The 21,919-nt window shown below is 61.4% G+C and carries 25 protein-coding genes and 2 pseudogenes; 14 read left to right on the forward strand and 13 right to left on the reverse strand.

Features of this window, described 5'->3' with window-relative positions:
- Nucleotides 1-76: 76 nt before the first annotated feature.
- From NKH98_RS28800 to NKH98_RS28815, 4 genes are all read left to right on the forward strand, one after another.
- Nucleotides 77-1,123: an ABC transporter permease gene (locus tag NKH98_RS28800; RefSeq protein ID WP_352507561.1), complete on the forward strand. Its 1,047-nt coding sequence runs from the start codon at nucleotides 77-79 to the stop codon at nucleotides 1,121-1,123.
- On the forward strand, nucleotides 1,120-2,004 hold the full coding sequence (locus tag NKH98_RS28805) for an ABC transporter permease (protein ID WP_352903595.1): 885 nt from the start codon (nucleotides 1,120-1,122) through the stop codon (nucleotides 2,002-2,004). Before NKH98_RS28800 ends, NKH98_RS28805 begins: the two co-directional genes overlap by 4 nt.
- Nucleotides 1,994-3,625, forward strand: coding sequence for an ABC transporter ATP-binding protein (locus NKH98_RS28810; protein WP_352903596.1), 1,632 nt, complete (start codon nucleotides 1,994-1,996; stop codon nucleotides 3,623-3,625). The genes NKH98_RS28805 and NKH98_RS28810 overlap by 11 nt, the downstream gene beginning before the upstream one ends.
- A 185-nt stretch (nucleotides 3,626-3,810) precedes the next feature.
- Nucleotides 3,811-4,668 (forward strand): protein-L-isoaspartate O-methyltransferase family protein, encoded by an 858-nt coding sequence (locus tag NKH98_RS28815; RefSeq protein ID WP_352903598.1) that lies wholly within the window; start codon nucleotides 3,811-3,813, stop codon nucleotides 4,666-4,668.
- 90 nt (nucleotides 4,669-4,758) lie between these two features.
- Here NKH98_RS28815 and ftsH read toward each other — a convergent pair whose 3' ends face one another.
- Both ftsH and NKH98_RS28825 read right to left on the reverse strand, forming a co-directional pair.
- A complete protein-coding gene (ftsH, locus tag NKH98_RS28820; protein WP_352903600.1) occupies nucleotides 4,759-6,690 on the reverse strand; it encodes an ATP-dependent zinc metalloprotease FtsH in 1,932 nt (643 codons plus the stop codon).
- 116 nt (nucleotides 6,691-6,806) lie between these two features.
- Nucleotides 6,807-7,589, reverse strand: coding sequence for a Crp/Fnr family transcriptional regulator (locus NKH98_RS28825; RefSeq protein ID WP_352479464.1), 783 nt, complete (start codon nucleotides 7,587-7,589; stop codon nucleotides 6,807-6,809).
- Between the two features lie 258 nt (nucleotides 7,590-7,847).
- Between NKH98_RS28825 and NKH98_RS28830 the strand changes: the two genes are divergently transcribed.
- The 3 genes and pseudogenes from NKH98_RS28830 (at nucleotide 7,848) to NKH98_RS28840 (ending at nucleotide 10,795) form a co-directional block, all read left to right on the forward strand.
- Complete coding sequence (locus NKH98_RS28830) at nucleotides 7,848-8,168, forward strand: circadian clock KaiB family protein (RefSeq protein WP_352903603.1); 321 nt, start codon at nucleotides 7,848-7,850, stop codon at nucleotides 8,166-8,168.
- Between the two features lie 67 nt (nucleotides 8,169-8,235).
- Nucleotides 8,236-9,641, forward strand: a pseudogene (gene kaiC, locus NKH98_RS28835) (circadian clock protein KaiC).
- Nucleotides 9,642-9,652: 11 nt separating this feature from the next.
- Nucleotides 9,653-10,795: a two-component system sensor histidine kinase NtrB gene (locus NKH98_RS28840; RefSeq protein WP_352903604.1), complete on the forward strand. Its 1,143-nt coding sequence runs from the start codon at nucleotides 9,653-9,655 to the stop codon at nucleotides 10,793-10,795.
- Between the two features lie 117 nt (nucleotides 10,796-10,912).
- Here NKH98_RS28840 and NKH98_RS28845 read toward each other — a convergent pair whose 3' ends face one another.
- From NKH98_RS28845 to NKH98_RS28870, 6 genes are all read right to left on the reverse strand, one after another.
- Nucleotides 10,913-11,278 carry an SPW repeat protein gene (locus NKH98_RS28845; protein WP_352903606.1) on the reverse strand — a complete coding sequence of 122 codons (366 nt, stop codon included), beginning with the start codon at nucleotides 11,276-11,278 and terminating at the stop codon, nucleotides 10,913-10,915.
- A gap of 3 nt (nucleotides 11,279-11,281) precedes the next feature.
- Entirely contained in the window at nucleotides 11,282-11,623 is a 342-nt protein-coding gene (gene rpoZ / locus NKH98_RS28850; RefSeq protein ID WP_352903608.1) for a DNA-directed RNA polymerase subunit omega, read from the reverse strand.
- Between the two features lie 9 nt (nucleotides 11,624-11,632).
- The gene (locus NKH98_RS28855) at nucleotides 11,633-12,379 is read right to left on the reverse strand and encodes an NADH dehydrogenase ubiquinone Fe-S protein 4 (protein ID WP_352903610.1); all 747 of its coding nucleotides are present in this window, start codon (nucleotides 12,377-12,379) and stop codon (nucleotides 11,633-11,635) included.
- Nucleotides 12,380-12,453: 74 nt separating this feature from the next.
- Nucleotides 12,454-12,948, reverse strand: coding sequence for an Hsp20/alpha crystallin family protein (locus NKH98_RS28860; protein WP_254819880.1), 495 nt, complete (start codon nucleotides 12,946-12,948; stop codon nucleotides 12,454-12,456).
- A gap of 75 nt (nucleotides 12,949-13,023) precedes the next feature.
- Entirely contained in the window at nucleotides 13,024-13,494 is a 471-nt protein-coding gene (locus NKH98_RS28865) for an Hsp20 family protein (protein ID WP_352903612.1), read from the reverse strand.
- A 250-nt stretch (nucleotides 13,495-13,744) separates the two neighbouring features.
- Nucleotides 13,745-14,107, reverse strand: coding sequence for a hypothetical protein (locus NKH98_RS28870; RefSeq protein ID WP_352903613.1), 363 nt, complete (start codon nucleotides 14,105-14,107; stop codon nucleotides 13,745-13,747).
- A gap of 246 nt (nucleotides 14,108-14,353) precedes the next feature.
- Between NKH98_RS28870 and NKH98_RS28875 the strand changes: the two genes are divergently transcribed.
- Together NKH98_RS28875 and NKH98_RS28880 are read left to right on the forward strand one after the other, a co-directional pair.
- A complete protein-coding gene (locus NKH98_RS28875; RefSeq protein WP_352805273.1) occupies nucleotides 14,354-15,748 on the forward strand; it encodes a Do family serine endopeptidase in 1,395 nt (464 codons plus the stop codon).
- Nucleotides 15,749-15,784: 36 nt separating this feature from the next.
- Nucleotides 15,785-16,000 (forward strand): annotated as a pseudogene (locus NKH98_RS28880) (FAD-dependent monooxygenase); the annotation flags it as partial.
- Nucleotides 16,001-16,200: 200 nt separating this feature from the next.
- Here the strand turns inward: NKH98_RS28880 and NKH98_RS28885 are convergent.
- Nucleotides 16,201-16,389 carry a hypothetical protein gene (locus NKH98_RS28885; protein WP_352903637.1) on the reverse strand — a complete coding sequence of 63 codons (189 nt, stop codon included), beginning with the start codon at nucleotides 16,387-16,389 and terminating at the stop codon, nucleotides 16,201-16,203.
- 2 nt (nucleotides 16,390-16,391) lie between these two features.
- Between NKH98_RS28885 and NKH98_RS28890 the strand changes: the two genes are divergently transcribed.
- Together NKH98_RS28890 and NKH98_RS28895 are read left to right on the forward strand one after the other, a co-directional pair.
- Entirely contained in the window at nucleotides 16,392-16,499 is a 108-nt protein-coding gene (locus NKH98_RS28890) for an aromatic-ring hydroxylase C-terminal domain-containing protein (protein ID WP_352805276.1), read from the forward strand.
- A 9-nt stretch (nucleotides 16,500-16,508) separates the two neighbouring features.
- Nucleotides 16,509-16,736 carry a hypothetical protein gene (locus NKH98_RS28895; protein ID WP_352903614.1) on the forward strand — a complete coding sequence of 76 codons (228 nt, stop codon included), beginning with the start codon at nucleotides 16,509-16,511 and terminating at the stop codon, nucleotides 16,734-16,736.
- 43 nt (nucleotides 16,737-16,779) lie between these two features.
- On the opposite strand, the gene NKH98_RS28900 is transcribed toward NKH98_RS28895, so the two are convergent.
- Complete coding sequence (locus NKH98_RS28900; RefSeq protein WP_352903615.1) at nucleotides 16,780-17,253, reverse strand: phosphatidylglycerophosphatase A family protein; 474 nt, start codon at nucleotides 17,251-17,253, stop codon at nucleotides 16,780-16,782.
- A 272-nt stretch (nucleotides 17,254-17,525) separates the two neighbouring features.
- Between NKH98_RS28900 and NKH98_RS28905 the strand changes: the two genes are divergently transcribed.
- The 3 genes from NKH98_RS28905 to NKH98_RS28915 all read left to right on the forward strand — a co-directional run bounded on the left by NKH98_RS28905 (nucleotide 17,526) and on the right by NKH98_RS28915 (nucleotide 19,134).
- Entirely contained in the window at nucleotides 17,526-18,152 is a 627-nt protein-coding gene (locus NKH98_RS28905) for a CDP-alcohol phosphatidyltransferase family protein (RefSeq protein WP_352647135.1), read from the forward strand.
- 68 nt (nucleotides 18,153-18,220) lie between these two features.
- On the forward strand, nucleotides 18,221-18,655 hold the full coding sequence (locus NKH98_RS28910; protein ID WP_254819913.1) for an Xre family toxin-antitoxin system antitoxin: 435 nt from the start codon (nucleotides 18,221-18,223) through the stop codon (nucleotides 18,653-18,655).
- Complete coding sequence (locus NKH98_RS28915) at nucleotides 18,652-19,134, forward strand: RES family NAD+ phosphorylase (RefSeq protein WP_352507567.1); 483 nt, start codon at nucleotides 18,652-18,654, stop codon at nucleotides 19,132-19,134. The genes NKH98_RS28910 and NKH98_RS28915 overlap by 4 nt, the downstream gene beginning before the upstream one ends.
- Before the next feature lie 52 nt (nucleotides 19,135-19,186).
- Here the strand turns inward: NKH98_RS28915 and NKH98_RS28920 are convergent, their stop codons facing one another.
- The 3 genes from NKH98_RS28920 to NKH98_RS28930 form a co-directional block, all read right to left on the reverse strand.
- Nucleotides 19,187-20,206, reverse strand: a complete 1,020-nt coding sequence (locus NKH98_RS28920) for an LLM class flavin-dependent oxidoreductase (protein WP_352903616.1) — start codon at nucleotides 20,204-20,206, stop codon at nucleotides 19,187-19,189.
- A 155-nt stretch (nucleotides 20,207-20,361) separates the two neighbouring features.
- Nucleotides 20,362-20,568 carry a hypothetical protein gene (locus tag NKH98_RS28925; protein ID WP_352903618.1) on the reverse strand — a complete coding sequence of 69 codons (207 nt, stop codon included), beginning with the start codon at nucleotides 20,566-20,568 and terminating at the stop codon, nucleotides 20,362-20,364.
- Between the two features lie 17 nt (nucleotides 20,569-20,585).
- Entirely contained in the window at nucleotides 20,586-21,728 is a 1,143-nt protein-coding gene (locus NKH98_RS28930; protein ID WP_352802280.1) for a DegT/DnrJ/EryC1/StrS family aminotransferase, read from the reverse strand.
- Nucleotides 21,729-21,919: the final 191 nt, after the last annotated feature.

The following is a 21,919-nucleotide window of genomic DNA, read 5'->3' on the forward strand; positions in this document are numbered from 1 at the left end:
CTACTGGGCTCCGGCTTACAGCCGCGTGCCCTGCCGGGTGTGGCAGGGCAGCGACGGCAACGGGAAACGCGTGCAAATGAACCCCGTCGCAAGAACGGTCCTGCAACGCCTTGGCCTCGGCCTGGTCACGCTGTTCATCGTGTCCATCATTATCTTCTCTGCGATTGCAATGCTGCCGGGCGATTTCGCCAAGGCGATGCTCGGGCAATCCGCGACACCCGAAACGGTCGCCGCCTTCCAGCGAGAAATCGGCATCGACCGTCCGCCTGTCGAGCGCTACTTCGTCTGGGTCGGGCAGATGCTCCACGGTGATTTCGGCTCTTCATTCGCCAGTCGCACCGGGTACCGGCGTACCGTCGCGGAGATCATCGCGCCACGCCTCTACAATACGATGTTCCTTGCATCGATGACCGCGCTGATTGCAGTTCCGCTGGCCCTGGGACTGGGCATCCTCGCTGCGCTCTACCGCAATGGCTGGTTCGACCGGCTGGTGAACGCAGTGACGCTGACCACGATTTCGTTCCCGGAGTTTTTCGTCGCCTATATGCTTGCCTACCTCGTCATCTCGCGCGACACGTTCATCGGATCCGAGTTCGCACAATCACTGCCACACTGGCTTGCGGTCTCATTGAACTGGATACTCAATGCAGTTCCCAAGTTCCCGACATTGTCGAATGTGAACGACCAGACGCCGTTCTGGGAGCACGTTTGGAGAGTAGCCTTGCCGGCGATCACGCTTACGCTCGTCATCGTCGCCCATATGATGCGCATGACACGAGCGGCGATCATCAACATGCTGGCAAGCCCCTATATCGACATGGCGCGTCTCAAGGGAATGTCGCCCATGACAATCGTACTCAGGCATGCGTTGCCCAACGCATGGGCTCCGATCGTCACTGTGGTGGCGTTCAATCTGGCTTATCTCGTCGTCGGAGTGGTCGTGGTCGAAGTGGTGTTCGTCTATCCCGGCATTGGTCAGCTGATGGTTGATGCGGTCAAATCCAGGGATGTTCCGGTTGTCCAGGCCTGCGCCCTGATTTTCGCCGCGACCTATATCCTCCTCAATCTAACAGCCGACATCATTTCCATCGCCACCAATCCCAGGCTCCTGCATCCACGATGACCAGCTACGAACCCATCGCTCAGGTTCACAGGCTGAGGCGCTCGCGCGTCACCCGGGCCAAAACGGCACTGAAGAAGGCCCCCTTCAGTGCCTGGTTCGGCATCCTCGTGATCATCGGCTATGTCATCGTTGCGATCTTCGCGCACTGGATCGCCCCATACGGCGAAACGCAGGTCTTCAGCGAAGCCTTCGCACCGTGGAGCCAGCAGTTCAAATTGGGAACCGACCAGCTCGGCCGCGATATGCTCACACGCTTGATTTACGGTGCGCGCAACACCATCGGTATCGCCGCCGCGACCACGCTGCTGTCCTTCGCAGTCGGCGTCTCGCTAGGCCTTCTCGCCGCATTGTACAGAGGATGGCTCGACCAGATACTGTCGCGTGCGGTGGACGTGTTGATGTCGATCCCAAGCCTGATCTTCGCCCTGGTGCTGCTTTCGATCTTCGGCTCGTCGATCACCAGCCTGATAATCATCATTGCGCTGCTCGATTCTACCCGTGTCTTTCGGCTCGCACGCGCTGTCGGGCTTAACGTGGCAGTGATGGAATACGTCGAAGTGGCGCGATTGCGCGGCGAAGGCCCGAAATGGATCATCGCCAAGGAAATCCTTCCCAACGTGATGCCCCCGCTGGTCGCGGAATTCGGCTTGCGATTTTGCTTCGTATTCCTCACGATCGCGGCACTGTCCTTCCTGGGCGTCGGTATCCAGCCACCGACCGCCGATTGGGGATCGATGGTGCGCGAGAATGCGACCCTGATCACCTACGGCGATGTCACCCCGCTGCTGCCGGCCGGCGCGATTGCCCTCCTCACGGTCTCCGTGAATTTCGTCGTCGACTGGTTCCTCCACGCAACAAGTGGGTTGCGGGATGAAAAATAGCGCCCCCGGATTGCGCGAAAAAGGCAAGCATCTGCTTCAGATCCGCAATTTGCATGTGGAGGGTTTCTCGGAGGAGCGGTGGCATCCCATTGTCCGCGGGGTCGATCTGGCGCTGAAGCGGGGGGAGGTTCTTGGCCTGATCGGCGAGTCAGGCGCCGGAAAATCCACCATCGGCCTCGCCGCGATGGGTTACGCCAAGCCGGGCTGTCGGATCACAAAGGGCTCTATCCTGTTCGACGGTATCGATCTTCTGGCAATCAGCGAAACAGGACGTCGCCGCCTCCGAGGCTCGCGCATCGCCTATGTCGCGCAAAGCGCCGCAGCCTCTTTCAATCCAGCCCACCGACTCCTCGATCAGACTGTCGAAACTGTGGTGGCTCATGGGATTGCCAGCCGAGAAAAAGCGAACCGGAGTGCGGTCGATCTCTATCGCCGTCTTCAGCTTCCAGATCCGGAGACCATCGGCTTTCGCTATCCTCATCAGGTTTCCGGCGGACAGTTGCAACGGGCAATGACCGCGATGGCAATGGCTTGCCATCCGGACCTCATCGTCTTCGACGAACCAACGACGGCGCTCGATGTGACGACACAGGTCGAAGTTCTCGCCTCCATTCGCAATATCGTGGAGGAATTCAACACCGCTGCAATCTATGTGACGCATGACCTGGCGGTGGTGGCGCAAATGGCGGACCGCATCATGGTTTTGCGCCATGGACTTACCGTCGAGGAGGCAGAAACGCGCCAGATGCTCGCCTCGCCCAGCCAGGAGTATACCAGAACGCTCTGGGCCGTGCGCAAGCTCGCAAAGCCCGAAGTTCCGGCCGATGACTATCTGCTTACGATAGACAACGTCACGGCGGCCTACGGCCGAGCGGTCAAGGTGCTCCAGGATGTGTCCATCAAAGTTCCACGTGGAAGAACAGTGGCCGTGGTCGGCGAATCCGGTTCCGGGAAATCGACGCTCGCCCGCGTCGTTGCTGGCCTGCTGCCACCGCTTTCGGGGTCGATTTCCTTTGCCGGCCAGACCCTTTCCAAGACCCTGAAGACGCGCCCAAAAGAGATCCTGCGCCGCATACAGATGATTTATCAAATGCCCGACAACGCACTAAATCCGCGCCAGACGGTCGAAGAAGTCATAGCTCGGCCGCTTGAGTTCTACCTTGGCCTCCAGTGTGCGCAGAGGGACCGGCGGATCGACGAACTCATGCACATGGTGGAGATGAGCGAAACTTACCTTGACCGTCTGCCGGCCGAACTATCGGGGGGTCAGAAGCAGCGCGTTTGTATCGCTCGGGCCTTGGCCGCCGACCCGGAACTCATTATCTGCGACGAAATCACGTCCGCGCTCGACCAGATTGTGCAAGAGGAAATTCTAAAGCTGTTAATGCGGCTTCAGCGCGACCTCGGCATGAGCTACATTTTCATCACCCATGACATTGCCACCGTGCGGGCCATAGCCGACGAAATTGTGGTCATGCACCAGGGTAAAGTCGTTGAGCAGGGACTAAAGAGCGAAATTCTCACGCCGCCGCATGCCCCCTATACCGAACGGCTTTTGTCCTCCGTGCCGGAAATGGATCCGGACTGGCTCACAAGGCTGCTCGCCAGCCGGAGGATGTGATCATCGGGCAAAGTGTTGTTCCATATCGCCGAGGTATATAGTCTCGCGGTAGGCCACGGCGAAGCAGCGCTCGATCGCAAACGGACAGTGCCCATCGCCCATCAATACAAGGATAGCGGCCCTTTGCCGTCACCCGGTTTTCTGAGAGCATGATGGACTACGTGCGATCGGGGAGCCGAGATTCCATGCCGACAAGAATCGATGCTAGTGAAGCGCGCCGGTGGTTTGCCGAAGACCTGCGTGTCTCGTCCCCAGTCTTGCACAACCCTGCGGTCATCGAGGCCTTCGCAAAGGTTCCGCGCGAACACTACCTCGGCAACGGACCATGGCGTATCCATTCGAGATTGCAGATCGGGGCGGTCCATACCAGCCCTTCAGCCGCACTTCATGAGATTTACCACGACGTTCTGGTCTCACTTGACGAAAAACGCGGATTAAACAGCGGTTTGCCGTCGCTTTGGGCCCTGGTTGTCGACCATGTGAACATCGCTCCCGGCCAGACCGTCCTTCAGGTGGGCACCGGTGTCGGCTATTTCACGGCCATCCTCGCTGAACTGACGGGTTCTGAAGGACGCGTGATTGCATATGAGATCGACGAAGAACTCGCCCGGCGCGCGCAAAGCAATCTTGCTCATTATGCCCATGTCGAAGTGGTATCCGGTGATGCAACGCAGGCAGTTGATCTGCCGGACCTCGATGTCGTTGTCGCCTTTGCCGGAGTGACGCACGTGCCGGAACGGTGGCTTTCAAATTTGTCCGACGCTGGCCGCATGGCGCTGCCGTTCACGGGCGAAGACCATCGAGGTTTCATGATGCTTCTGGAAAGGGCTGGCGATACCTTTCCCGTACGGCCACTTGCGCCATGCGGGTTTTACCCCTGCAGCGGAGCCAGGCGCAGTGACGAAGAAAAGGCCTTGAAGGCTGCCCTCAAGGGGGCCCGAGGCAAAGTCATCGGTCTCGCGCAATATCATCGAGGCCGACCAGCAAACGGCATCGAGAACGCTTGGCTGGTGACTGAGACGTACTGGATTTCGAAGGCCTAGAGATCGACATCAATGTCGGGTGACGCCGTCGTGGCGTGCGGCACGGCTTTCCAAGGGCGATCCATCCGTCGGGAGCAGTCCTGGGCATTGTCATTGCGTCCGAAATTTCCCCGGTCCGCGCGTGGGGATTGCAGCCGCGGTCCTGGCCGGCTGCAGCACAGGCTTCCTCTTGTCCGACGACTGACCAGACCCATCCCGTGCAACACGATCCGCCGAGACGTCTCCGACCAGCGACGCAAGTTCGGTCTCGTCGAGCGTCTCGGTCTCGAGCAGCCTGCGTGCAGCCCTTTCCAGCACGTCGCGCCGCTCGGTGAGCAGGCCGACGGTTCGTTCGAACGCGGCCGCCACAATGTCGCGTACTTCCGTGTCGATGGCATCGGCGGCGGCTTCGCCGTAATCGTGCTCGCGCGGTCCGCCGGCGAGCGGGTTGGGGCTCAGGAAGGAGCGTGGGTCTTTTTCCAGCGCCACGTGCCCGAGTTTTGCCGACATGCCGTAACGCGTCACCATGGCGCGCGCTATGTCGGTTACCTTGGCGAGATCATCGGCGGCTCCGGTAGACAGATGGCCGAATACGATCCATTCGGCCGCCCTGCCGCCGAGCAGCACCGCCATCTTGTTGTCCAGCTCCTCGCGTGTCATCAGGAAGCGGTCCTCGGTCGGACGCTGGATAGTGTAGCCGAGCGCGCCGACGCCGCGTGGTATGATCGACACCTTGTGCACCGGGTCGACGCCAGGCAGCGCCATGGCTACCAGCGCATGACCCATTTCATGATAGGCGACGATCTCGCGCTCCTTCGGGTTCAGGAGCCGGTTGCGCTTCTCCAGTCCCGCGACGATGCGCTCCACCGCATTGTTGAAATCGTCCATCGTTACCGCATCCGCCTTGCGGCGCGTGGCGAGCAACGTCGCCTCGTTCACAAGATTGGCCAGGTCAGCACCGGTGAAACCGGGCGTCAGCGCGGCCACTTTTTCCGCATCGACGTCCGTCGCCAGCTTGGCCTTGCTCATGTGGACCTGCAGGATCTTGATGCGACCCTGCTTGTCGGGCCGGTCGACCAATACCTGGCGGTCGAATCGGCCGGCGCGCAGAAGGGCCGGGTCAAGGATTTCAGGACGGTTCGTTGCGGCCAGCAGCACGACGCCGATCTGTGGGTCGAAACCGTCGAGTTCGACGAGAAGCTGGTTGAGCGTCTGCTCCTTTTCGTCATGCCCGCCGACCATGGTCCCGCGGGCGCGGCCAAGAGCATCGAGCTCGTCGATGAATATGATGGCGGGAGCCTTGGACCGCGCCTGCTCGAAAAGATCGCGCACACGCGCGGCCCCGACCCCCACGAACATCTCGACGAACTCCGAACCGGAGATCGAAAAGAACGGAACCTTGGCTTCGCCCGCGACGGCCTTGGCGAGCAGGGTTTTGCCCGTCCCCGGCGGCCCGACCAGCAGCACGCCCTTGGGCATGCGTCCTCCGAGGCGGCCGTATTCGCCCGGGTTCTTGAGAAAATCCACAATCTCCTGCAGCTCGGCCTTGGCCTCGTCGACCCCCGCCACATCGTCGAAGGTCACGCCGGTATTGGCTTCGACATAGATTCTGGCCTTGCTCCTGCCAATTTGCATCAACCCGCCGACGCCGCCGTCCATGCGCCTTAGAAGCAACATCCACAGGCCAAAGAAGACGACCACCGGCACAACCCAGGAAAGCAGGTCGCCCAGGAAGGTGCTTTCGACCTGGCCAGTCACAGTGACGCCGTGTTCCTGCAGGTCACGGGCGAGGTTCGGCTCGACGCGTGTGGTGATAAACAGCGGCCTGCCGTCTTGCGGCTCCTTGAAGCGGCCCTGGATGAATCGGTCCGAAACCTGCACCTCGGCGATTTTGCCGGCGTTCAGCAGGGCCTCGAACTGGCTGTACGGTATCTGGGCGACGTGTTGCGTCGTGGCATAGATGTACTGGACGACCATCACGCCCACGAATGCCGCGATCCAGTACCAGATATTGAACTGGGTCTTTCTGTTGCTCATGTCCATGGCGGCCTCCACAGGGAAACGGATATAGGTCGCCCAGCCCGCGCGGCATCGGTGTAGGCCAGGTCCGGCGCAAAAAAGTGGGAGGCCCAGACCGGCCGGCGACGACAATGGGTCGGTCATTGTCCTTTCCTGTGCGGGATGCCCGGCCCCCCTGTCACGCCGTTTTCCTCCGCCGGATAGACCCCCTTCAAGACGTCGTTGAAATGATGGCTGACGGCCGCATTGCACTCGCAGGCATGCGAGCGCAGCCCTTCTGGACTGCGTACCGCAAGCCGGGAGCGCCGGGTTTCGATGACGCCGCGCTGCCTCAGGTCTCGAATGACTCGGCTCAGATAGGAGCGGCCGACCCCCAGCATTGTTGCAAGCTGTTCCTGCGTCACCGCCAGGTTTTCGGCGCCTGTCCGTTCTGTCGCGGCCAACAGCCATCTTGCCGTGCGCTGTTCGATCGAATGCGCTGCGCTGCAGGCGACGGATTGGAACACCTGCGCCATCAGGCAATCGGCGTAGCGGGCAAACAGGTGACGCAATGTCAAGGACCGCAATTTGGCTTCTTCGAGATGGTGCAGGTCGATCCTGAAGAATGAACCGCCGAGTTGAACTTCGGCCCGTGCATACGCCGGAAGTCTCCCTTGACTGACGATGCCGCCGACCGCTCCTTCACGTCCGATGAGCGCCGTCTCGATCGCTCGCCCGTCGCTCAGCACGACGCGGTAGGAGACCAGGGCCGATCCGCGAGGGAAGTAGGCGTAACGGACTGCATCGCCTGGCTCGTGCAGCAAGGTCCCGGCGGGCGCCGACCATTGTTCGAGCCTCCGTTCCAGGATCTCCCAGTCGTCGGCTCTGAGGGCCCGAAGCAGGTTGTTTCCGATCGGGTCTGGTTGTTTTCGAGGGTTCTCCATCGCGCTCCTCCTTCCAAATGGCGGCGTTTACAACGGACGGCGCGGAGAAATGTTCACAAGTGCGCAGACGAGGCGGGCGCGGCTATCTACACATTGCACAGGGGCGCTGATCCAGGCCTCACCGAGCGCGAGCCGTGGTGCATCGGCTTCCAGGCAGACCGACGGCTGCTGAGGGAAGAAAAATGCCGGCGACTGGATTCCCCGGCGTGGCGCCTCGTGCACGCCAAAAACTGCAACTCCCTGCAGCAAGGCGTGAACATGAGCGTCGGTGACCGGTCCAATCCAGGGGCCAACGGCCTGCTTCGACTCTATGTCGCCGGCGATGGGCCGGGCGCCCGCCGGGCGCTGGAAAGCCGTCTGAGGATCGTGGAGGAGTTGGCCGGCGATATCGAAATCCAGGTCGTCGACGTCCTCGCGCATCCTGAAGAGGCGGAAAGGGCCGGCATTCTGGCGACGCCGACGCTCTCGGATGAGTCAACCACTCCTCCGCGCCGGCTGATTGGCGACATCAGCAACATCGCTCAGGTTCTCGACTATTTCGGTTATCGCAAGAAGGACAGTGGCTATGACCACAGCTGAAGAGATCCTCATCGATCCTGTGCTCGAACGCGTCAGGACCGGTATCGAGGCATTCGACGATCTTGTGATGGGCGGCCTGCCGCGCGGGCGCACCACCATCGTCGGAGGCACGCCGGGCAGTGGCAAGACTGTGTTTGCGACGCAGTTTTTGGCCCACGGCATCACCGTGCTCGACGAGCCCGGCGTCTTCGTCACGTTCGAGGAATCGCCGGTCGAGATCGAGGTCAACATGGCCAGCTTCGGCTGGGACATCCGCCGTTGGCGCGAGATGAACAAGCTGGTCTTCGTCGACGCCAGCCCGCGTGACCACGACCAGATGATTATCGGCAATTTCGATTTGTCAGGTTTGCTGACGCGTGTCCTGCACGCTGCGCGACAGGCCGCGGCGAAGCGCATCGTGCTGGATTCCGTCACGCAGCTGTTCGACCACTTCGTGGCGGAGCAGACATCGGTGCGTCGGGAGCTCCTTCGCATCGCGACGGCGCTAAAGAGGGATGGTTTGACGGTGCTGATGACCGCCGAACGCAACAGCGAGTATGGCGAGATCTCCCGCCACCGGATCGAGGAGTTCGTTGCCGACAATGTGGTAATCCTGCGCAACGCACTCGACCGCGAGCGGCGCAGGCGCACGATCGAAGTTCTCAAGATGCGGGGCAGCCGCCACGTCGAGGGCGAGGTGCCGATCACGCTTGTGGTGAAGCAAGGCATAGTGGCGGTGCCATTGTCTTCGTTGCGGCTCGAGCAGCAATCCAGCACCAAACGGGTGACGAGCGGCAATCCGGAACTCGACAGGATGTGTGGCGGTGGATTTTTCCGCGACAGCGTCACCCTCGTCAGCGGTGCGACGGGCACCGGAAAGACGCTGCTGGTGACAAACTTTCTGGCAGGCGGCGCAGCGGCTGGCGAACGTGCCTTGCTGGTCGGCTACGAAGAGAGCCGCGGCCAGCTGTTCCGCATGCGCGCGGCTGGGGCGTCGATTTCGAGGCCATGGAGGCGGATGGCCGGCTTAAGGTCGTTTGCATTTACCCGGAAGCGCAGAACTTGCCGGACCACCTGTTGATGATCCGCGAGCTCGTTGAGGAGTTCAACCCTGACCGGATCGCTATCGACAGCCTGTCGGCATTGGAACGGATCGCACCAGAGATCGGTTTCCGTGAATTCCTGATCAGCCTCACTTCCTTCATCAAGAAACACGAGATCGCTGGCCTTTGCACGGCCACCAACAAATCGCTCGTCGGCGGCCAGAGTGCCAGCGAACAGCATATTTCAACCCTCACGGACTCTATCATCCTGCTGCGGTACATCCAGGAAGGGGATTTCATGCATCGGGGGATCATGGTGCTGAAAATGCGCGGCAGCGAGCATGACAAGCAGATTCGGCGCTTCACAATCGACGGCGCCGGCATGCATCTCGGTCAGCCCTTCGACGGCGCACCGGACGTGTTCGGCGACTCCGCCGCGTCCTCGGCGTGAGGAGCGTTGAGATGGCGCGCGGCGCAGCCGAAATCTTGGACCAATACAGCGACGCAAGTCTGGCGGGCATCAGCCAGCTTGACTTCCGACGGCTGATCGAAACCACGGCCGACGGGGTTCTCGTCGTCGATCTGTCGGGAACGGTGCTTTATGCAAATCCGGCGGCCGCCGCGATCTTCGGTTATCGGGCTGCCGATCTCGTCCACATTCCCCTCGGGCGGCCGGTCATATCGCGTGAAACCACGGAAATCACCGTCCACAGGCCCAATCGAGCACCAGCCGAAGTGGAAATGCGGACGGTTGAGCTTAGCTGGGACGGTAGACCGGCGCTGCTTGCCAGTGTTCGCGACGTCTCCGCGCAACGCGCGCAGCAGGAGCGTCGACGTCAATCACAAAAGCTCGAAGCGATCGGCCGGCTCGCTGCCGGCATCGTTCACGACATCAACAATCTGCTCGCGGTGTTCGAATCGGGGCTGCGACTGCTTCAGAAGCAGCTGCGCGAGGATCCTGCCAATCCGAACACCGCGATTTTGATCGAAGAGTTGCTCAAACGAACGCAAAACGGCGGTGCACTCACGCAGCAATTGCTCGCGTTCTCTCGCGGACAGTCGCTGTATCCGGAGACGATCGACCTGAATGGACGAATCGAAGCCGTCACGATGCTGCTGGAGCGGACGCTGGGGAACGGGATCCGCATCAGCCTTGAGCTGGATCCGGCACTTGGCCCTGTCCTCGTCGACGCCAATCAGCTGGACGTCGCCATCCTGAACCTGGCTGTGAATGCCAAGGACGCGATGGCCGGCAGGGGCACGCTGGCGATCGAGACCAGCGACACTCCCGACGACATCGAAGACGTGGCCGCTCTGGCTGCTTCTTTCGTTCGGGTCACGGTCAGCGATACGGGGTGCGGGATGAGCAAGGAGGTCCTGGCCCAAGTGTTCGAGCCGTTCTTTACCACCAAGGCGGATGGCCGCGGAACCGGACTTGGGCTTAGCCAGGTTTACGGCTTCATCAAGCAGTCTGGGGGCCATGTTCGGATCGAGAGTGCGGTCGGCGAGGGAACAAGCGTTCATCTCTTTCTTCCCCGCGCGCCCAGCACAGGAAATCACGAGCCGCAAATGCAGGGCGAGATCCGGCTTAATACACGTCGGTGAAAAGGCGGCTCTGTGTTTCGGCGACCGATGTGCCTGGCCGCAACGCCTGCAACGGCAGGCCGCATCCATGGGGGTTGAAAAAAGGGCCCGGAAATCCGGGCCCGCCGGAGATGCTGGTCAGGCCGTTGAAAGCGGACGGTCGCCGAAGAACCAGAGGCTTCCGGCAGCCAGGGCTGCCACGATGACGCCCACGATCACATGAGCCCACATGGCCGCTGCCAGGGCCGAAAAACCGAGGGCCCAAGGCGAGATCAGCGTCCACAGCCCAACCACCAGGTTTGCCCATTCCTCATAGGCATGGAACGCAACCAGCGCACCCACGGCGATAAGGGCGATCACCGCACCGGCGATCCAGGCGTTCCAGGCCGCATGGGGTTCAGCCGCAAAGCCGAGATACCAAGGCGACAGGACCAGTGCTATGCCGGCGATCACATTGACGATATCGATCACCGGACGTTTTTCATTTTTCAGCCATTTCTCCATTGTTCATCCTCCTTTCCGGACATTGTCAGTGCACCGCCCTCTGAGCGAAGGCGGGTGCGGCAGCCAGGGATTGCCCCTCGCCACCGCGAAGCTTTCTTCGTCGGCCGGGCCGAACCCGGCATCGCGCGGAACCGAACCGGCCAGAACGAAGGGCTTGACCTCGTCGGGCTGGAAGCGGTTGCCGGCGATCTCGCGCAGGGCGAGTTCGACGGGCACGGTCACTTTGTCGGACAGGCGAGGCTCAGAGCCCCGGCTGAGCGCGCGAGCCCGCCCCGCCGCGGCGACGGCCAGTGCGAAACGGTTCGGCACGGTATTTTCACAATCGAGCACGATCAGCGGATCCATGACGGCACCTCACATTGCCTTCTGCTTCTGTTGAGGAATGGAAACGGCCAGGTTCGCAGCCGTAACTGGCTCCAGTGCGAGCAGGGCCAATTCCACTTCGTCGAGCCGTGTCGGACGCGCGTTTTCCGGCATCCCCTCGGCCGTCGCGAGATCGACCAGATACTCGTTCCATGCCCAGTTTCGCAGGATGGCGCGTTTCTCGTCGGCTGTCAGAAGAGGATCGACGACCACGTCCATCGGCGATGCATAAAACGCCTCCGGGTCCGTCAGCGCCGGTCCATAATGAGGCGCCTGCGAAACCCCGCCGTGTCTGCTCTCCAGCAAAGCCAACTGGAGGGGGTTCCAGACAACGTCTGCGCCGGCCTGCAGGCGCTTGTCCGCATCAGAAGATTCGACACTGGACTTTTCGGCCGCCGGGCTTCCTTGAACCGCGAAGGCAAGCCCCTGGCGTTCGGCATAGTCGATGGCCGCCTGAGCCGTCGGAAAATCGAGCTCCACCTGGCTCAGCGTGTCACCGCTTCCGGTGTAGCCCATCAGCGGTTCAATGACCGGCGCAGTACGCCGCTCGAACACCAGCCGCCAGCCCTTCGGCCGCGCACGGCCCGAGGTCATGACTGAGCGGCAAGGCTTGTAGATTCGTGCGACCGCATCACGCGGGAACTCCGATCGGCCGAACGACGGCGCTCGCCCGCGTTTGTCGTTTGCCGGTCCGAGATTTTCTAAGATAGGTGTGACTTCTCTTTCTTGCTTCTGCATCACTCATCCCTCCCTTTTTTGGCGAAGGATGCCCCGGAGGCAGCGGCCTGCCGCCTCCGACTTGGTTCCATGCGTCAGTGGGTGATCGGGATGCGCTTCACCTTCGACTGCGCGTTCGGGTTCTTCGGTAGCGTCAGGGTCAGGACGCCGTTGGCAAAGGACGCCTTGACCTTGTCGTCCTCGACCTCGTAGCCGAGGGGTATGCGCCGCTCGAAGCGACCGTAGAAGCGCTCGGAGTAGTCCTTCTCGTCGGTCTCCGACCGCTTTTCGCCACGCAGGGTCAGCACGTCCTCCTCAAGCAGGACTTCGATATCCTTCTCCTCCATACCGGGGACTTCGGCGGTGACGCGAAGCTCATTATCCGACTCCGAAATCTCCACCTTCGGCCAGCCGCTATCGAAAGGCGAAAGCTGTCCCGCAGCAGGCAAGCGCGTCTCGAAGCTCCTCAACATATCGTCAAAGAGCCTGTTTACCTCGCGGTGAAGCGAAAGGAACGGGTCGCCACCGCTATAGATGCTCGGGGCCTGGTTGTTGTTGCGGCCCCACGGGATAAGGTCACGCATGTTCATCTTCATTCACCTCCACGTTCAACCGCGCGGCACCGGGCGATTGCCGGTGCCGGTCGCTTCTGATTCACTCTGACTTCAGGCTGCGTTCTTTGCGGCGTCGATCTGCCGAGGCGCCGCCTTTGCCGTACTGCCGGCGATGGCGATGCGGCGCGGCTTCATCTCTTCGGGAAGCTCGCGCTTGAGATCGATGTTCAGCAGCCCATTGTCCAAGCTGGCGCCGACGACTTTCACATGGTCGGCCAGTTCGAACCGACGCTCGAAGTCGCGCCCGGCAATGCCGCGATAGAGATACTGGCCGTCATCGTCGCCAGATTGCGACCCGCTCACAACCAGCAGGTTAGGTTGATGAGTGATGGTCAGCTGATCCTGTGAGAAGCCGGCGACCGCCATGGTGATGCGATAGGCGTCCTCACCAGTCTTGGCGATGTCATAGGGCGGCCAATTGTCTATCGCAGTGACACGGCTCGCATTTTCCAACATGTTGAAAATGCGGTCGAAGCCGATGCTGGACCGGAACAGAGGGGTAAAATCGAGGTTTGTCCTCATAGCCACATCCTCCTTTGAGCAACATGGACACAATGAGACGCCAAGAGAGCCTTGACGCCTCCTGGACTTGCGCCGGCCCCATCTGGCGACCGGCGATTAGGTATTTATAACAGTGCTTTACGGATTCAAGGGCGTTATAGGAAAATTTTCAGCCAGACGAATGGTCGCAGAAGAACACGTCTATCCCGCCCGCCGGCAGGACCTCGCCGGTGGGCGGATGCCTCGGATGAAGAGCGTGGCCGCGCTCCGCTCAAGGTCGATCGACCGATGCTGTAAAACCGGTGACCGCGATGCTGTCAATCTCACGACCCCGACCGGCGCCGGGAAGCTTCTCCAATTGATCCAGTTGGCGCAACGCGTCCATGATGGCATCGAAGCTGACCGGTTCGGTTGCTCCCGGCGGCATGCGCAGCGCCGGCACCGATTCCACTGCACAGGCATCCGATGCCCATGACGAAAGAATTGCACGCTTCTCCTGGACGTCCAGCGTCACGTCAGTCAGCACGTCCTGAGGTCGCTCGAAATGCCATGCCGGATGGAGCAACCGGTCAAGAAAAACATCAGGTCCCACGGGCCCGATTGAGGGAAAACTCGTCGAAATGGCTCCTTCCATCGATGGTCCTCCGCTTTGAATAGTCTCCTTTGTTGACGTCATGTTTGGTGGCTCTCGCGATTTCCACCAGCCAAAATTTCGGAGAGTTGCGAGCAAATTTCAATGGCCCCGCAAGGCCACATTTTCGCAGTTCAGCCCACCATCAACATTTTTTCGAACCGGTGAAACAATCGCCGTGAATGTCAGTTCTTGCGTCTGGGACAAGTCGCGCAGCAGCGCCAGGGCGGTCGGGCAGGAGAACCAATCATGTCTTACATTTCCAGGAAGCGACTGTGCATTGGCTTCGTCGCAGGAATTTTGATGCTCTCGGCTGGTGGCTTTGCTCCGGTTTCAGCACAGGAAATCCCGAACGACTTCAGCGCAATCGTGCGTCAGAAGCTGCCGGCCGTGGTCGCGATCACGACAAGGCAGATCATCCAGGACCAAACGATGCTCGACGATTTTCTCAACCCCTTCGACAGCCGCGGGCCTGCCCAGCCGCAGGTGCGAGAAGCCCTTGGCTCCGGCTTCGTGGTCAGTCCCGAGGGCTACATCGTCACCAACAATCATGTCGTGGCCGACTCCACCGAAATCCGCGTCGTATTCTCCGATAAGGAGACTTCGCCCGCTCGACTTGTGGGCCGCGATCCAGCAACCGACATCGCGGTGCTGAAGGTCGATCCACGCCCCAACATGACGACCACCGCCTGGGGTGACTCTGACGCAATGCAGCCGGGGGCCTGGACGATCGCGATTGGCAGTCCCTTCGGCCTCGGGGGAACCGTGACCGTCGGCGTTCTTTCCGCCCGCTCGCGCGACATCCAAGCCGGCCCTTACGACGATTTCCTCCAGACAGACGCCTCGATCAATAGAGGCAATTCGGGCGGCCCCCTGTTTAACGCGCGCGGCGAAGTGATCGGGGTCAATACAGCCATCGTCTCTCCGTCTGGCGGCAGCATAGGCATCGGTTTCGCCGTGCCGTCCCGAACCGCACGAAGCGTTGCCGATCAGCTGATCCGCACCGGCCGGATCGAGCGCGGGTTCATCGGAGTGCGTCTCCAGGAGGTGACGCCGTCGATTGCCCAGGCACTTGGCATATCGAGCACCAAGGGGGCGCTGGTCGCCTCGGTCGAGCCCGGCAGTCCGGCGGAGAAGGCCGGCTTACAATCGGGAGATGTAATCACCCGGTTCAACGGCAAAGACATCCAGGGCGTCCATGACTTGACGCTGGCGGCAGCGAACGAAAAGCCAGGGTCGAAAGCGACGTTGACAAGGAACCGCGGCGGCTCCGAGCAGGAGGTGGAGCTGACCGTCGGTCAACGCAAGGACGAGGAGGTGCAGACCGGTGCCGTTCCGAGTCCGGAAGCGGCGGGCCAACGGCTCGGACTGTCGCTCAGCCCCATTCCGGACGAGGCGCGTCAACAACTCGGTCTCCAGCCGGGTACCACCGGGGTGTTTATCCAGGAGGTGGCGCCAAATAGCCCCGCCGCCGAGAACGGCCTTCGGCCTGGTGACGTCATCGTCTCGGCCAACAACCGCAACGTGACGCAGCCGTCGGATGTCCAGCAAGAGTCGACGAAATCCCGCCAGCAGAAAAAGCCCATCCTGTTCCGCATCGAAAGGCAAGGACAATCGCTTTTCGTTGCAGTGGCCCCTTCCTGACGCGGCGCTGCGTCAGGCTAGGCGCGCTCCTGGTAAGTGGCCGCATTGACAGCACGCCAATTCCGGCGAGGCCGCGCGTTCCTTATAGGGGATGCCGCACATGTGACGCCCCCAACAGGCGCTTTCGGTGGCAATTCAGGCATCCACGACGCATATAACCTTGCCCGGAAGCTTGCAGTAGTAGCACGCGGTCATGCCGATCCCTCGTTGCTGGATAGCTATGACATTGAGCGCCGGCCGGTCATCGAGGCTACGTTGGCGCAAGCGCTCGCCCGCCTACAGAAATGGTTCGACGATCCGTCGAAGCGGTTGCCTCCTCCGGTTGCGATCGTCGAGGATTACGACGTGGTATTTGGCCAGCGCTACACTGCAGGCATCGTGGCTCGGGAATCCACTCCGGACGATCACCGTTCCAAAAATCCACGGAGCTGTCAGGTCGCCCTGGCACGCGTTTACCGCATTTCGCGGTCGAGCGCGCCGGCCAGCAGATTTCGAGTCTCGATTTGTGCGATCGCGACCTTCTTCTCCTCTGCGGCGACGAAGCATGGTGTCAGGCTGCTGACGCCGTAAGCCAACGCCTCCGTATGCCGCTGACCTGCCACGCCTTGGGTGCCAATGGGGATCTGATTGACTTGGACCATCGGTGCCTTCCGCGCCCGAGGTTGAAAGCGGCGGTGCTGTCTTGGTCAGGCCGGACGGCTTTGTCGCGTGGCGGTCATCGCACGGTGTGCCTGATCCGTACAGGTGCTGATCGAAACAATTGACGGGTTTGGTTTCCGCACGCAGGCACACGAACACCATCGGTGAGCGGCGGATGCCTCCTGCGTTCTGGCACGCCGATGTCGTCGCCGCGAATGCGGGCGATGCCAAGGGCGCAGACGGCCAGCGCACAAAGCCCGGCCGCTACGACTCCCTTGCCGATCCCATCGCCTGGAATGGCCGCGATCCCATGGCTTCGCATCGGTCCGGTCTTCCCTTGTGGCGCTAAACTCCGATGGACCACCGTGGCCTTGGCAGACCGAATGTCGCCATTACCGCAAATGGTCAATCAAACCGTTCAGCAGGAGCAGCAACGCCCCAGCGACGACAGCCGCGGCCGCGTCGTCCAGCATGATGCCGGCCCCACCCCTTACCTTGTCATGCATGATACGGATGGGCCAAGGCTTGACGACGTCGAAAAACCGGAAAGCAAGGAAGCCTGCTGCCCACCAGAGTGGGTCGATCGGAAGCATGGAAAGTGTCACGGCGGCGCCGAAGGTCTCATCGATGACGACGATCTGCGGGTCCTCCGTCCCGGTACGGGAGATGACATGCGACGACGCCCATACGCCGACGGCGAACAGGGCCGCATAGGCAAGCACGGTCAGCCAAGGCGATGCCGGTATCAGAGCTGCGGCAACAGCCACTCCAACCATTGCGCCGGCCGTGCCCGGCCATATTGGAGATAATCCCGCGCCAAGAGAGGTCGCGAGCACGTAGGCGAACTTGGGTGGAAATTTATGCATCGAGTTTCGGCCGGCTTTCCGAGGATGGCAAACAATCATAGTCACATCGTTCGGGTGCGACCGCCAGACCGTCGGCCGATCTGCTCCGTCAGCCTGGCGAGCGCCTTAATCCGCCGGCCGCATTCGCCGAAAGAAATCGCTGTTGCGGCGAGTTGGAATGTTGCTGAGCCCGGTCTCGGCCCGCTTTGACCAATTGGAACGGTAGCGACGGTGGAACAAACCCGCAAATTGCTGGTAAAGCTCGGTGAAACGACATCGTCAGAGGAGCCGCCATGATCGCCGGTCTCATGAAAAGTCGCATCGACCCGCTATGGGAGCAGGCCGCCTCTCCGCTGATCGGGATCGGCATGACGCCGAACCAGGTTACGGCCAGTGGGCTCGTGCTAGTCGCTTTGTCGTCGGCGGCCTACGTCTATCACCATTCAAGCCTTGCCTTTGGCCTTTGCCTGGCGTTTGCCTTCACCTTCGATGCGCTGGACGGTGCTGTCGCCCGCCGAACAAATATGATCACCAAGGCCGGTGGCTATTTCGACGCTGTCGTCGACCGCTATCAGGAATTGGCCGTCTTTGCGGCTATCGGCTGGGTCGCCGATCTGTGGGCGATCGCAATGTTCGCGTTCGCCGGCGGGATACTCACAAGTTACGCCAAGGCGCGGACGGCGCTGGAAATCCCTGTGGAAAACCATGGTTGGCCGGATTTCTTCGAGCGGATGGAACGTCTGGTTTTCATTTGCGTGCTGCTCGCCGCCGACGGAGTCGCGGCCGCCCTGGGCGCGGCATCGCCCTGGATTCTGGCGGGTGGGTTCGCGCTTTACGCAGTGCTGGCCAACGCCACAGCGCTGCAACGGATCAGTCGCGCATTCACGATGCTGAAACGAGCCGACGGAAAGCAGCCGTGAGACTGCAGCCCACTTGCGCGTAGTCTCACATGAAGGTATATCATGCTTCACATGAGGAGGCAGTGATGATGCTGGCGTTCGGAAATGTCGCCGACGTGCTGGGCTTGCCGCCCAAGGAAACGGCTGCACGGTCGCCATTCGGGCTGATGGCTCGAATTGAGGACGGATTGCCCATCGGCGCGCTCGAACGCGTCTCACAATTGCTGGCACCGGCCGATGCCCAGTTCAAATATCGCCTCGTTCCAAAGGCAACCTATGAACGTCGCAAGAGGGGTGCTCTTCGACTGTCTTCGGAAGAGGGCATGCGGGTGGCACGAGTTGCTCGTGTATGGGACTTGGCCCTCGACGTCTGGAAGGTCGAAGATGAGGCTCGTGACTTTCTATTTCGGCCTCATCCCATGCTGGAAGACCGGCGCCCGATCGAAATGGTCATCCAAAACGAGATCGGCGCCGAGCTGGTGATCGATATCCTTGCAGGCCTGAAGTACGGCACCGCCGCTTGACGGCGCAGATACTCGATCGGACGCTGCTGTGCTTCAGGATCGGCGATCCTGCCGGCACTTATCCGATCTTTGACGCGACGGGCTCGACGATTGCGCCCGGCCGCTGGAACACGCCCGGCAGCCCGGTGATCTACGCCAGCGAGCATTATTCGACTGCCTTGCTGGAAAAGCTAGTGCACGGCAGCGGCAGACTGCCGCCCAACCAGCACTACGTCCAGATCATGGTTCCGCGCGGGCTGAGCTACGAGACCTTTTCTCAGCCGTCGCTGCCGGGTTGGGACGTAATGCCGGCAAAGGTGAGCAAGGAATTCGGTGAGACTTGGTGTATCGAGCGCCGCAGCGCGATCGTAATCGTGCCAAGCGTCGTGGCTCGCCTCGACAACAACGTGTTGATCAATCCGGCCCATCCGGAGTTTGCCTTGATCACCGCCAGCCTGCATCAGCCCGTGTATTGGGACAGGCGGCTGTTCGGTTCCTGAGCGGGGCCGGGAGGGGAGGTTCCTGCCTCCTGCGGTCGATTGCTCAAACTCGTCAGCGCCAGCCCAAGCCCGGAGCGACATGGGTCAGGATCGCCTCGATGACGTGGGCATTGTAGTCGACGCCGAGCTGATTGGGGACGGTGAGCAGCAGCGTGTCGGCCTCGGCGATGGCTTCGTCGCCCTTTAGCTGCTCGATCAGGACGTCCGGCTCGGCGGCATAGGAGCGGCCGAACACGGCAAGCCTGTCTGCCTCGATATAGCCGAAATGATCTCCGCTTTGGTTGCCGCCGAAATAGGCCCGGTCGCGATCGTCGACAAGCGCAAAAATGCTCCGGCTGACCGACACCCGCGGCTCGCGCGTGTGTGCGGCCGCCTTCCAGGCCTCACGAAAAGCCCGGATCTGTTCGGCCTGCTGGATGTGAAACGGCTTTCCCCCCTCATCGAATTTGAGCGTGGAGCTCTGCAGGTTCATCCCCAGTTTCGCCGCCCATTCAGCGGTGGCGTTTGTGGCGGCGCCCCACCAGATGCGCTCGCGCAGGCCCTCCGAGTGCGGCTCGACGCGAAGCAGGCCAGGCGGGTTGGGAAACATCGGCCGCGGGTTGGGCTGCGCAAAGCCTTTGCCCAGCAACACTTCGAGCAGCACTCCGGTGTGTCTGCGGGCCATGTCGGCATCGCTCTCGCCCTCTTGCGGGGCGTAGCCGAAGTAGCGCCATCCCTCGATTACCTGCTCCGGCGAGCCGCGGCTGATGCCCAGTTGCAGACGCCCTCCGGCGATTAGGTCGGCGGCGCCGGCGTCCTCCGCCATATAGAGCGGGTTCTCGTAACGCATGTCGATCACCGCCGTGCCGATCTCGATTCGGCTGGTCTTCGCCCCAACCGCTGCCAGCAGCGGGAAGGGCGAGGCGAGCTGGCGCGCGAAGTGATGCACGCGGAAATACGCGCCGTCCGCACCCAGCTCCTCGGCCGCGACGGCCAGCTCGACGGACTGCAAAAGCGCATCGGCTGCCGTCCGCGTCTGTGATTGCGGCGAGGGCGTCCAGTGCCCGAACGAGAGGAAACCAATCTTCTTCATGAAATAGCCAGCCTAGAGGGAAGACAGGTGCAGACTATGCTTCGACGCGGAGCAAAGCATCCCGAAATCGGTACCGACGGCCCAGTTTGAGGTGAACGGTCCGTTGTTGATCAGCGATGCCGTCAATGGCGAGCCTGTTGCCGGCGCGAGCGCATCTAGGAAGGCGCCGCGAATGCGAGCACTATCGCGATGAGGAGCAACAGCGGCCCCATCCATTTAAAATGGGTTCCAAAGTTGGTCCACCATGCCTGCCGTTGGCCCGGGCGAGCTTGAGAGGGGTCCGAGAAAAATCCGAAGCCGACGCCAGCCATCCACAACCCGGCGCAGAACATGATGAACTCGTCGATGTAATCCGCGACCACGCTTCGAAGCTTTCGAATTATGCCGCTGCTACATGCGCCGAATTCGAGCCGATATAGTTACGGATCGTTTCGATGATCCGGTCCTGGTCAGCCTCGCTCAGATAGGGATGCATCGGCAGGCACAGGATGCGCTTCGGCAGCTCTTCCGAAACGGCAAGGCCGGTCGGCGTGCGCGGATAGTCGCGATAGGCAATCTGGCTGTGCAGCGGTTTCACATAGTAGATGACCGACGGAATGCCCTTTTCACCGAGATGTGCCTTGAGCCCGTCGCGTTTCGGCGTTTCGATGGCGTATTGCGCCCAGGCCGAGCGGCCGCCGCCCAGATTGCGTGCCGCCTTGACGATATCGCCGAGACCTTCGGCATAGCGATTGGCGACCGCTTGCCGCGCCACCATCTCGTCCTCGAGGATGGCCAGCTTCTCTATCAGGATCGCCGCCTGAAGCGTGTCGAGCCGTGAATTGATGCCGACGCGGACATTGTCGTATTGCGTTTCGCCTTTGCCGTGAAAGGCGAACGAGCGCAGCTGTTCGGCCAGCGCATCGTCATTGGTGAACATCGCACCGCCGTCGCCATAGCAGCCGAGCGGCTTTGCCGGATAGAAGCTGGTCGAGCCGACGGTGCCGAACGAGCCGCACATCTTGCCATCGGCCGAGCCCCCGGTCGCCTGCGCCGCATCCTCGATGACCATCAGGCCTTCGCGATCGGCGATGGCCATGATCGCCTCGTAATCGGCGGCGAGGCCGAACAGGTCGACGGGAATGATTGCCTTCGGCCTCAGCCGGCCTTCCGCCTTGATCATGGCGATTGCTGCCTCGAGGCTGGCGGTGTCGATGTTGTAGCTGTCGGCATCGACATCGACGAACACCGGTTCGGCCTTGGTCAGCGCCACCACTTCGGCCGTGGCGGCAAAAGTGAAGCTCGGCACGAACACCGCGTCGCCCGGGCCGATGCCGGCGGCAAACAGCGGCAACAGCAGCGCATCGGTGCCGTTGGCGCAAGCGACCACGTGCTTGGTGCCGATATAGGCGGAGAGCTTGTTTTCGAATTCGGTGACCTGAGGTCCGAGGATATAGCGGCCTTCGTCGACGACCCGGTCGATTGCCGCTTTCAGCCTGTCGCGGATGCGTTCGCGCTGCGCGCCAAGATCGATGAACTGCATGTCGGCCTCAAACGGTTTAGTCAGATAACCGGCCGCTGGTAGCAGACTTGGCACGGCCGAGAAAGCCGCAGGGCAAAACCCTGAATTGCTCAAATGTCGCAGCCTGTTACCGCTGACTTCCGACCTGCCCTCTTAAACGCGGGGAAATCCGGGCTTCGGCCGGCTCGATATGGACCTTCACAGCCCGTCCC

It is taken from the genome of Mesorhizobium sp. M0833 (genome assembly GCF_040319905.1).
In the GTDB taxonomy this organism is placed as follows: domain Bacteria; phylum Pseudomonadota; class Alphaproteobacteria; order Rhizobiales; family Rhizobiaceae; genus Mesorhizobium.

Bases quoted from the DNA above. Each gene is read 5' to 3' on its own strand.
- NKH98_RS28800 (WP_352507561.1), top strand. From the start codon at position 77: ATGAACCCCGTCGCAAGAACGGTCCTGCAACGCCTTGGCCTCGGCCTG.
- NKH98_RS28805 (WP_352903595.1), top strand. From the start codon at position 1,120: ATGACCAGCTACGAACCCATCGCTCAGGTTCACAGGCTGAGGCGCTCG.
- NKH98_RS28810 (WP_352903596.1), top strand. From the start codon at position 1,994: ATGAAAAATAGCGCCCCCGGATTGCGCGAAAAAGGCAAGCATCTGCTT.
- NKH98_RS28815 (WP_352903598.1), top strand. From the start codon at position 3,811: ATGCCGACAAGAATCGATGCTAGTGAAGCGCGCCGGTGGTTTGCCGAA.
- ftsH (WP_352903600.1), bottom strand. From the start codon at position 6,690: ATGGACATGAGCAACAGAAAGACCCAGTTCAATATCTGGTACTGGATC.
- NKH98_RS28825 (WP_352479464.1), bottom strand. From the start codon at position 7,589: ATGGAGAACCCTCGAAAACAACCAGACCCGATCGGAAACAACCTGCTT.
- NKH98_RS28830 (WP_352903603.1), top strand. From the start codon at position 7,848: ATGAGCGTCGGTGACCGGTCCAATCCAGGGGCCAACGGCCTGCTTCGA.
- NKH98_RS28840 (WP_352903604.1), top strand. From the start codon at position 9,653: ATGGCGCGCGGCGCAGCCGAAATCTTGGACCAATACAGCGACGCAAGT.
- NKH98_RS28845 (WP_352903606.1), bottom strand. From the start codon at position 11,278: ATGGAGAAATGGCTGAAAAATGAAAAACGTCCGGTGATCGATATCGTC.
- rpoZ (WP_352903608.1), bottom strand. From the start codon at position 11,623: ATGGATCCGCTGATCGTGCTCGATTGTGAAAATACCGTGCCGAACCGT.
- NKH98_RS28855 (WP_352903610.1), bottom strand. From the start codon at position 12,379: ATGCAGAAGCAAGAAAGAGAAGTCACACCTATCTTAGAAAATCTCGGA.
- NKH98_RS28860 (WP_254819880.1), bottom strand. From the start codon at position 12,948: ATGAACATGCGTGACCTTATCCCGTGGGGCCGCAACAACAACCAGGCC.
- NKH98_RS28865 (WP_352903612.1), bottom strand. From the start codon at position 13,494: ATGAGGACAAACCTCGATTTTACCCCTCTGTTCCGGTCCAGCATCGGC.
- NKH98_RS28870 (WP_352903613.1), bottom strand. From the start codon at position 14,107: ATGGAAGGAGCCATTTCGACGAGTTTTCCCTCAATCGGGCCCGTGGGA.
- NKH98_RS28875 (WP_352805273.1), top strand. From the start codon at position 14,354: ATGTCTTACATTTCCAGGAAGCGACTGTGCATTGGCTTCGTCGCAGGA.
- NKH98_RS28885 (WP_352903637.1), bottom strand. From the start codon at position 16,389: ATGGTCCAAGTCAATCAGATCCCCATTGGCACCCAAGGCGTGGCAGGT.
- NKH98_RS28900 (WP_352903615.1), bottom strand. From the start codon at position 17,253: ATGCATAAATTTCCACCCAAGTTCGCCTACGTGCTCGCGACCTCTCTT.
- NKH98_RS28905 (WP_352647135.1), top strand. From the start codon at position 17,526: ATGATCGCCGGTCTCATGAAAAGTCGCATCGACCCGCTATGGGAGCAG.
- NKH98_RS28910 (WP_254819913.1), top strand. From the start codon at position 18,221: ATGCTGGCGTTCGGAAATGTCGCCGACGTGCTGGGCTTGCCGCCCAAG.
- NKH98_RS28920 (WP_352903616.1), bottom strand. From the start codon at position 20,206: ATGAAGAAGATTGGTTTCCTCTCGTTCGGGCACTGGACGCCCTCGCCG.
- NKH98_RS28930 (WP_352802280.1), bottom strand. From the start codon at position 21,728: ATGCAGTTCATCGATCTTGGCGCGCAGCGCGAACGCATCCGCGACAGG.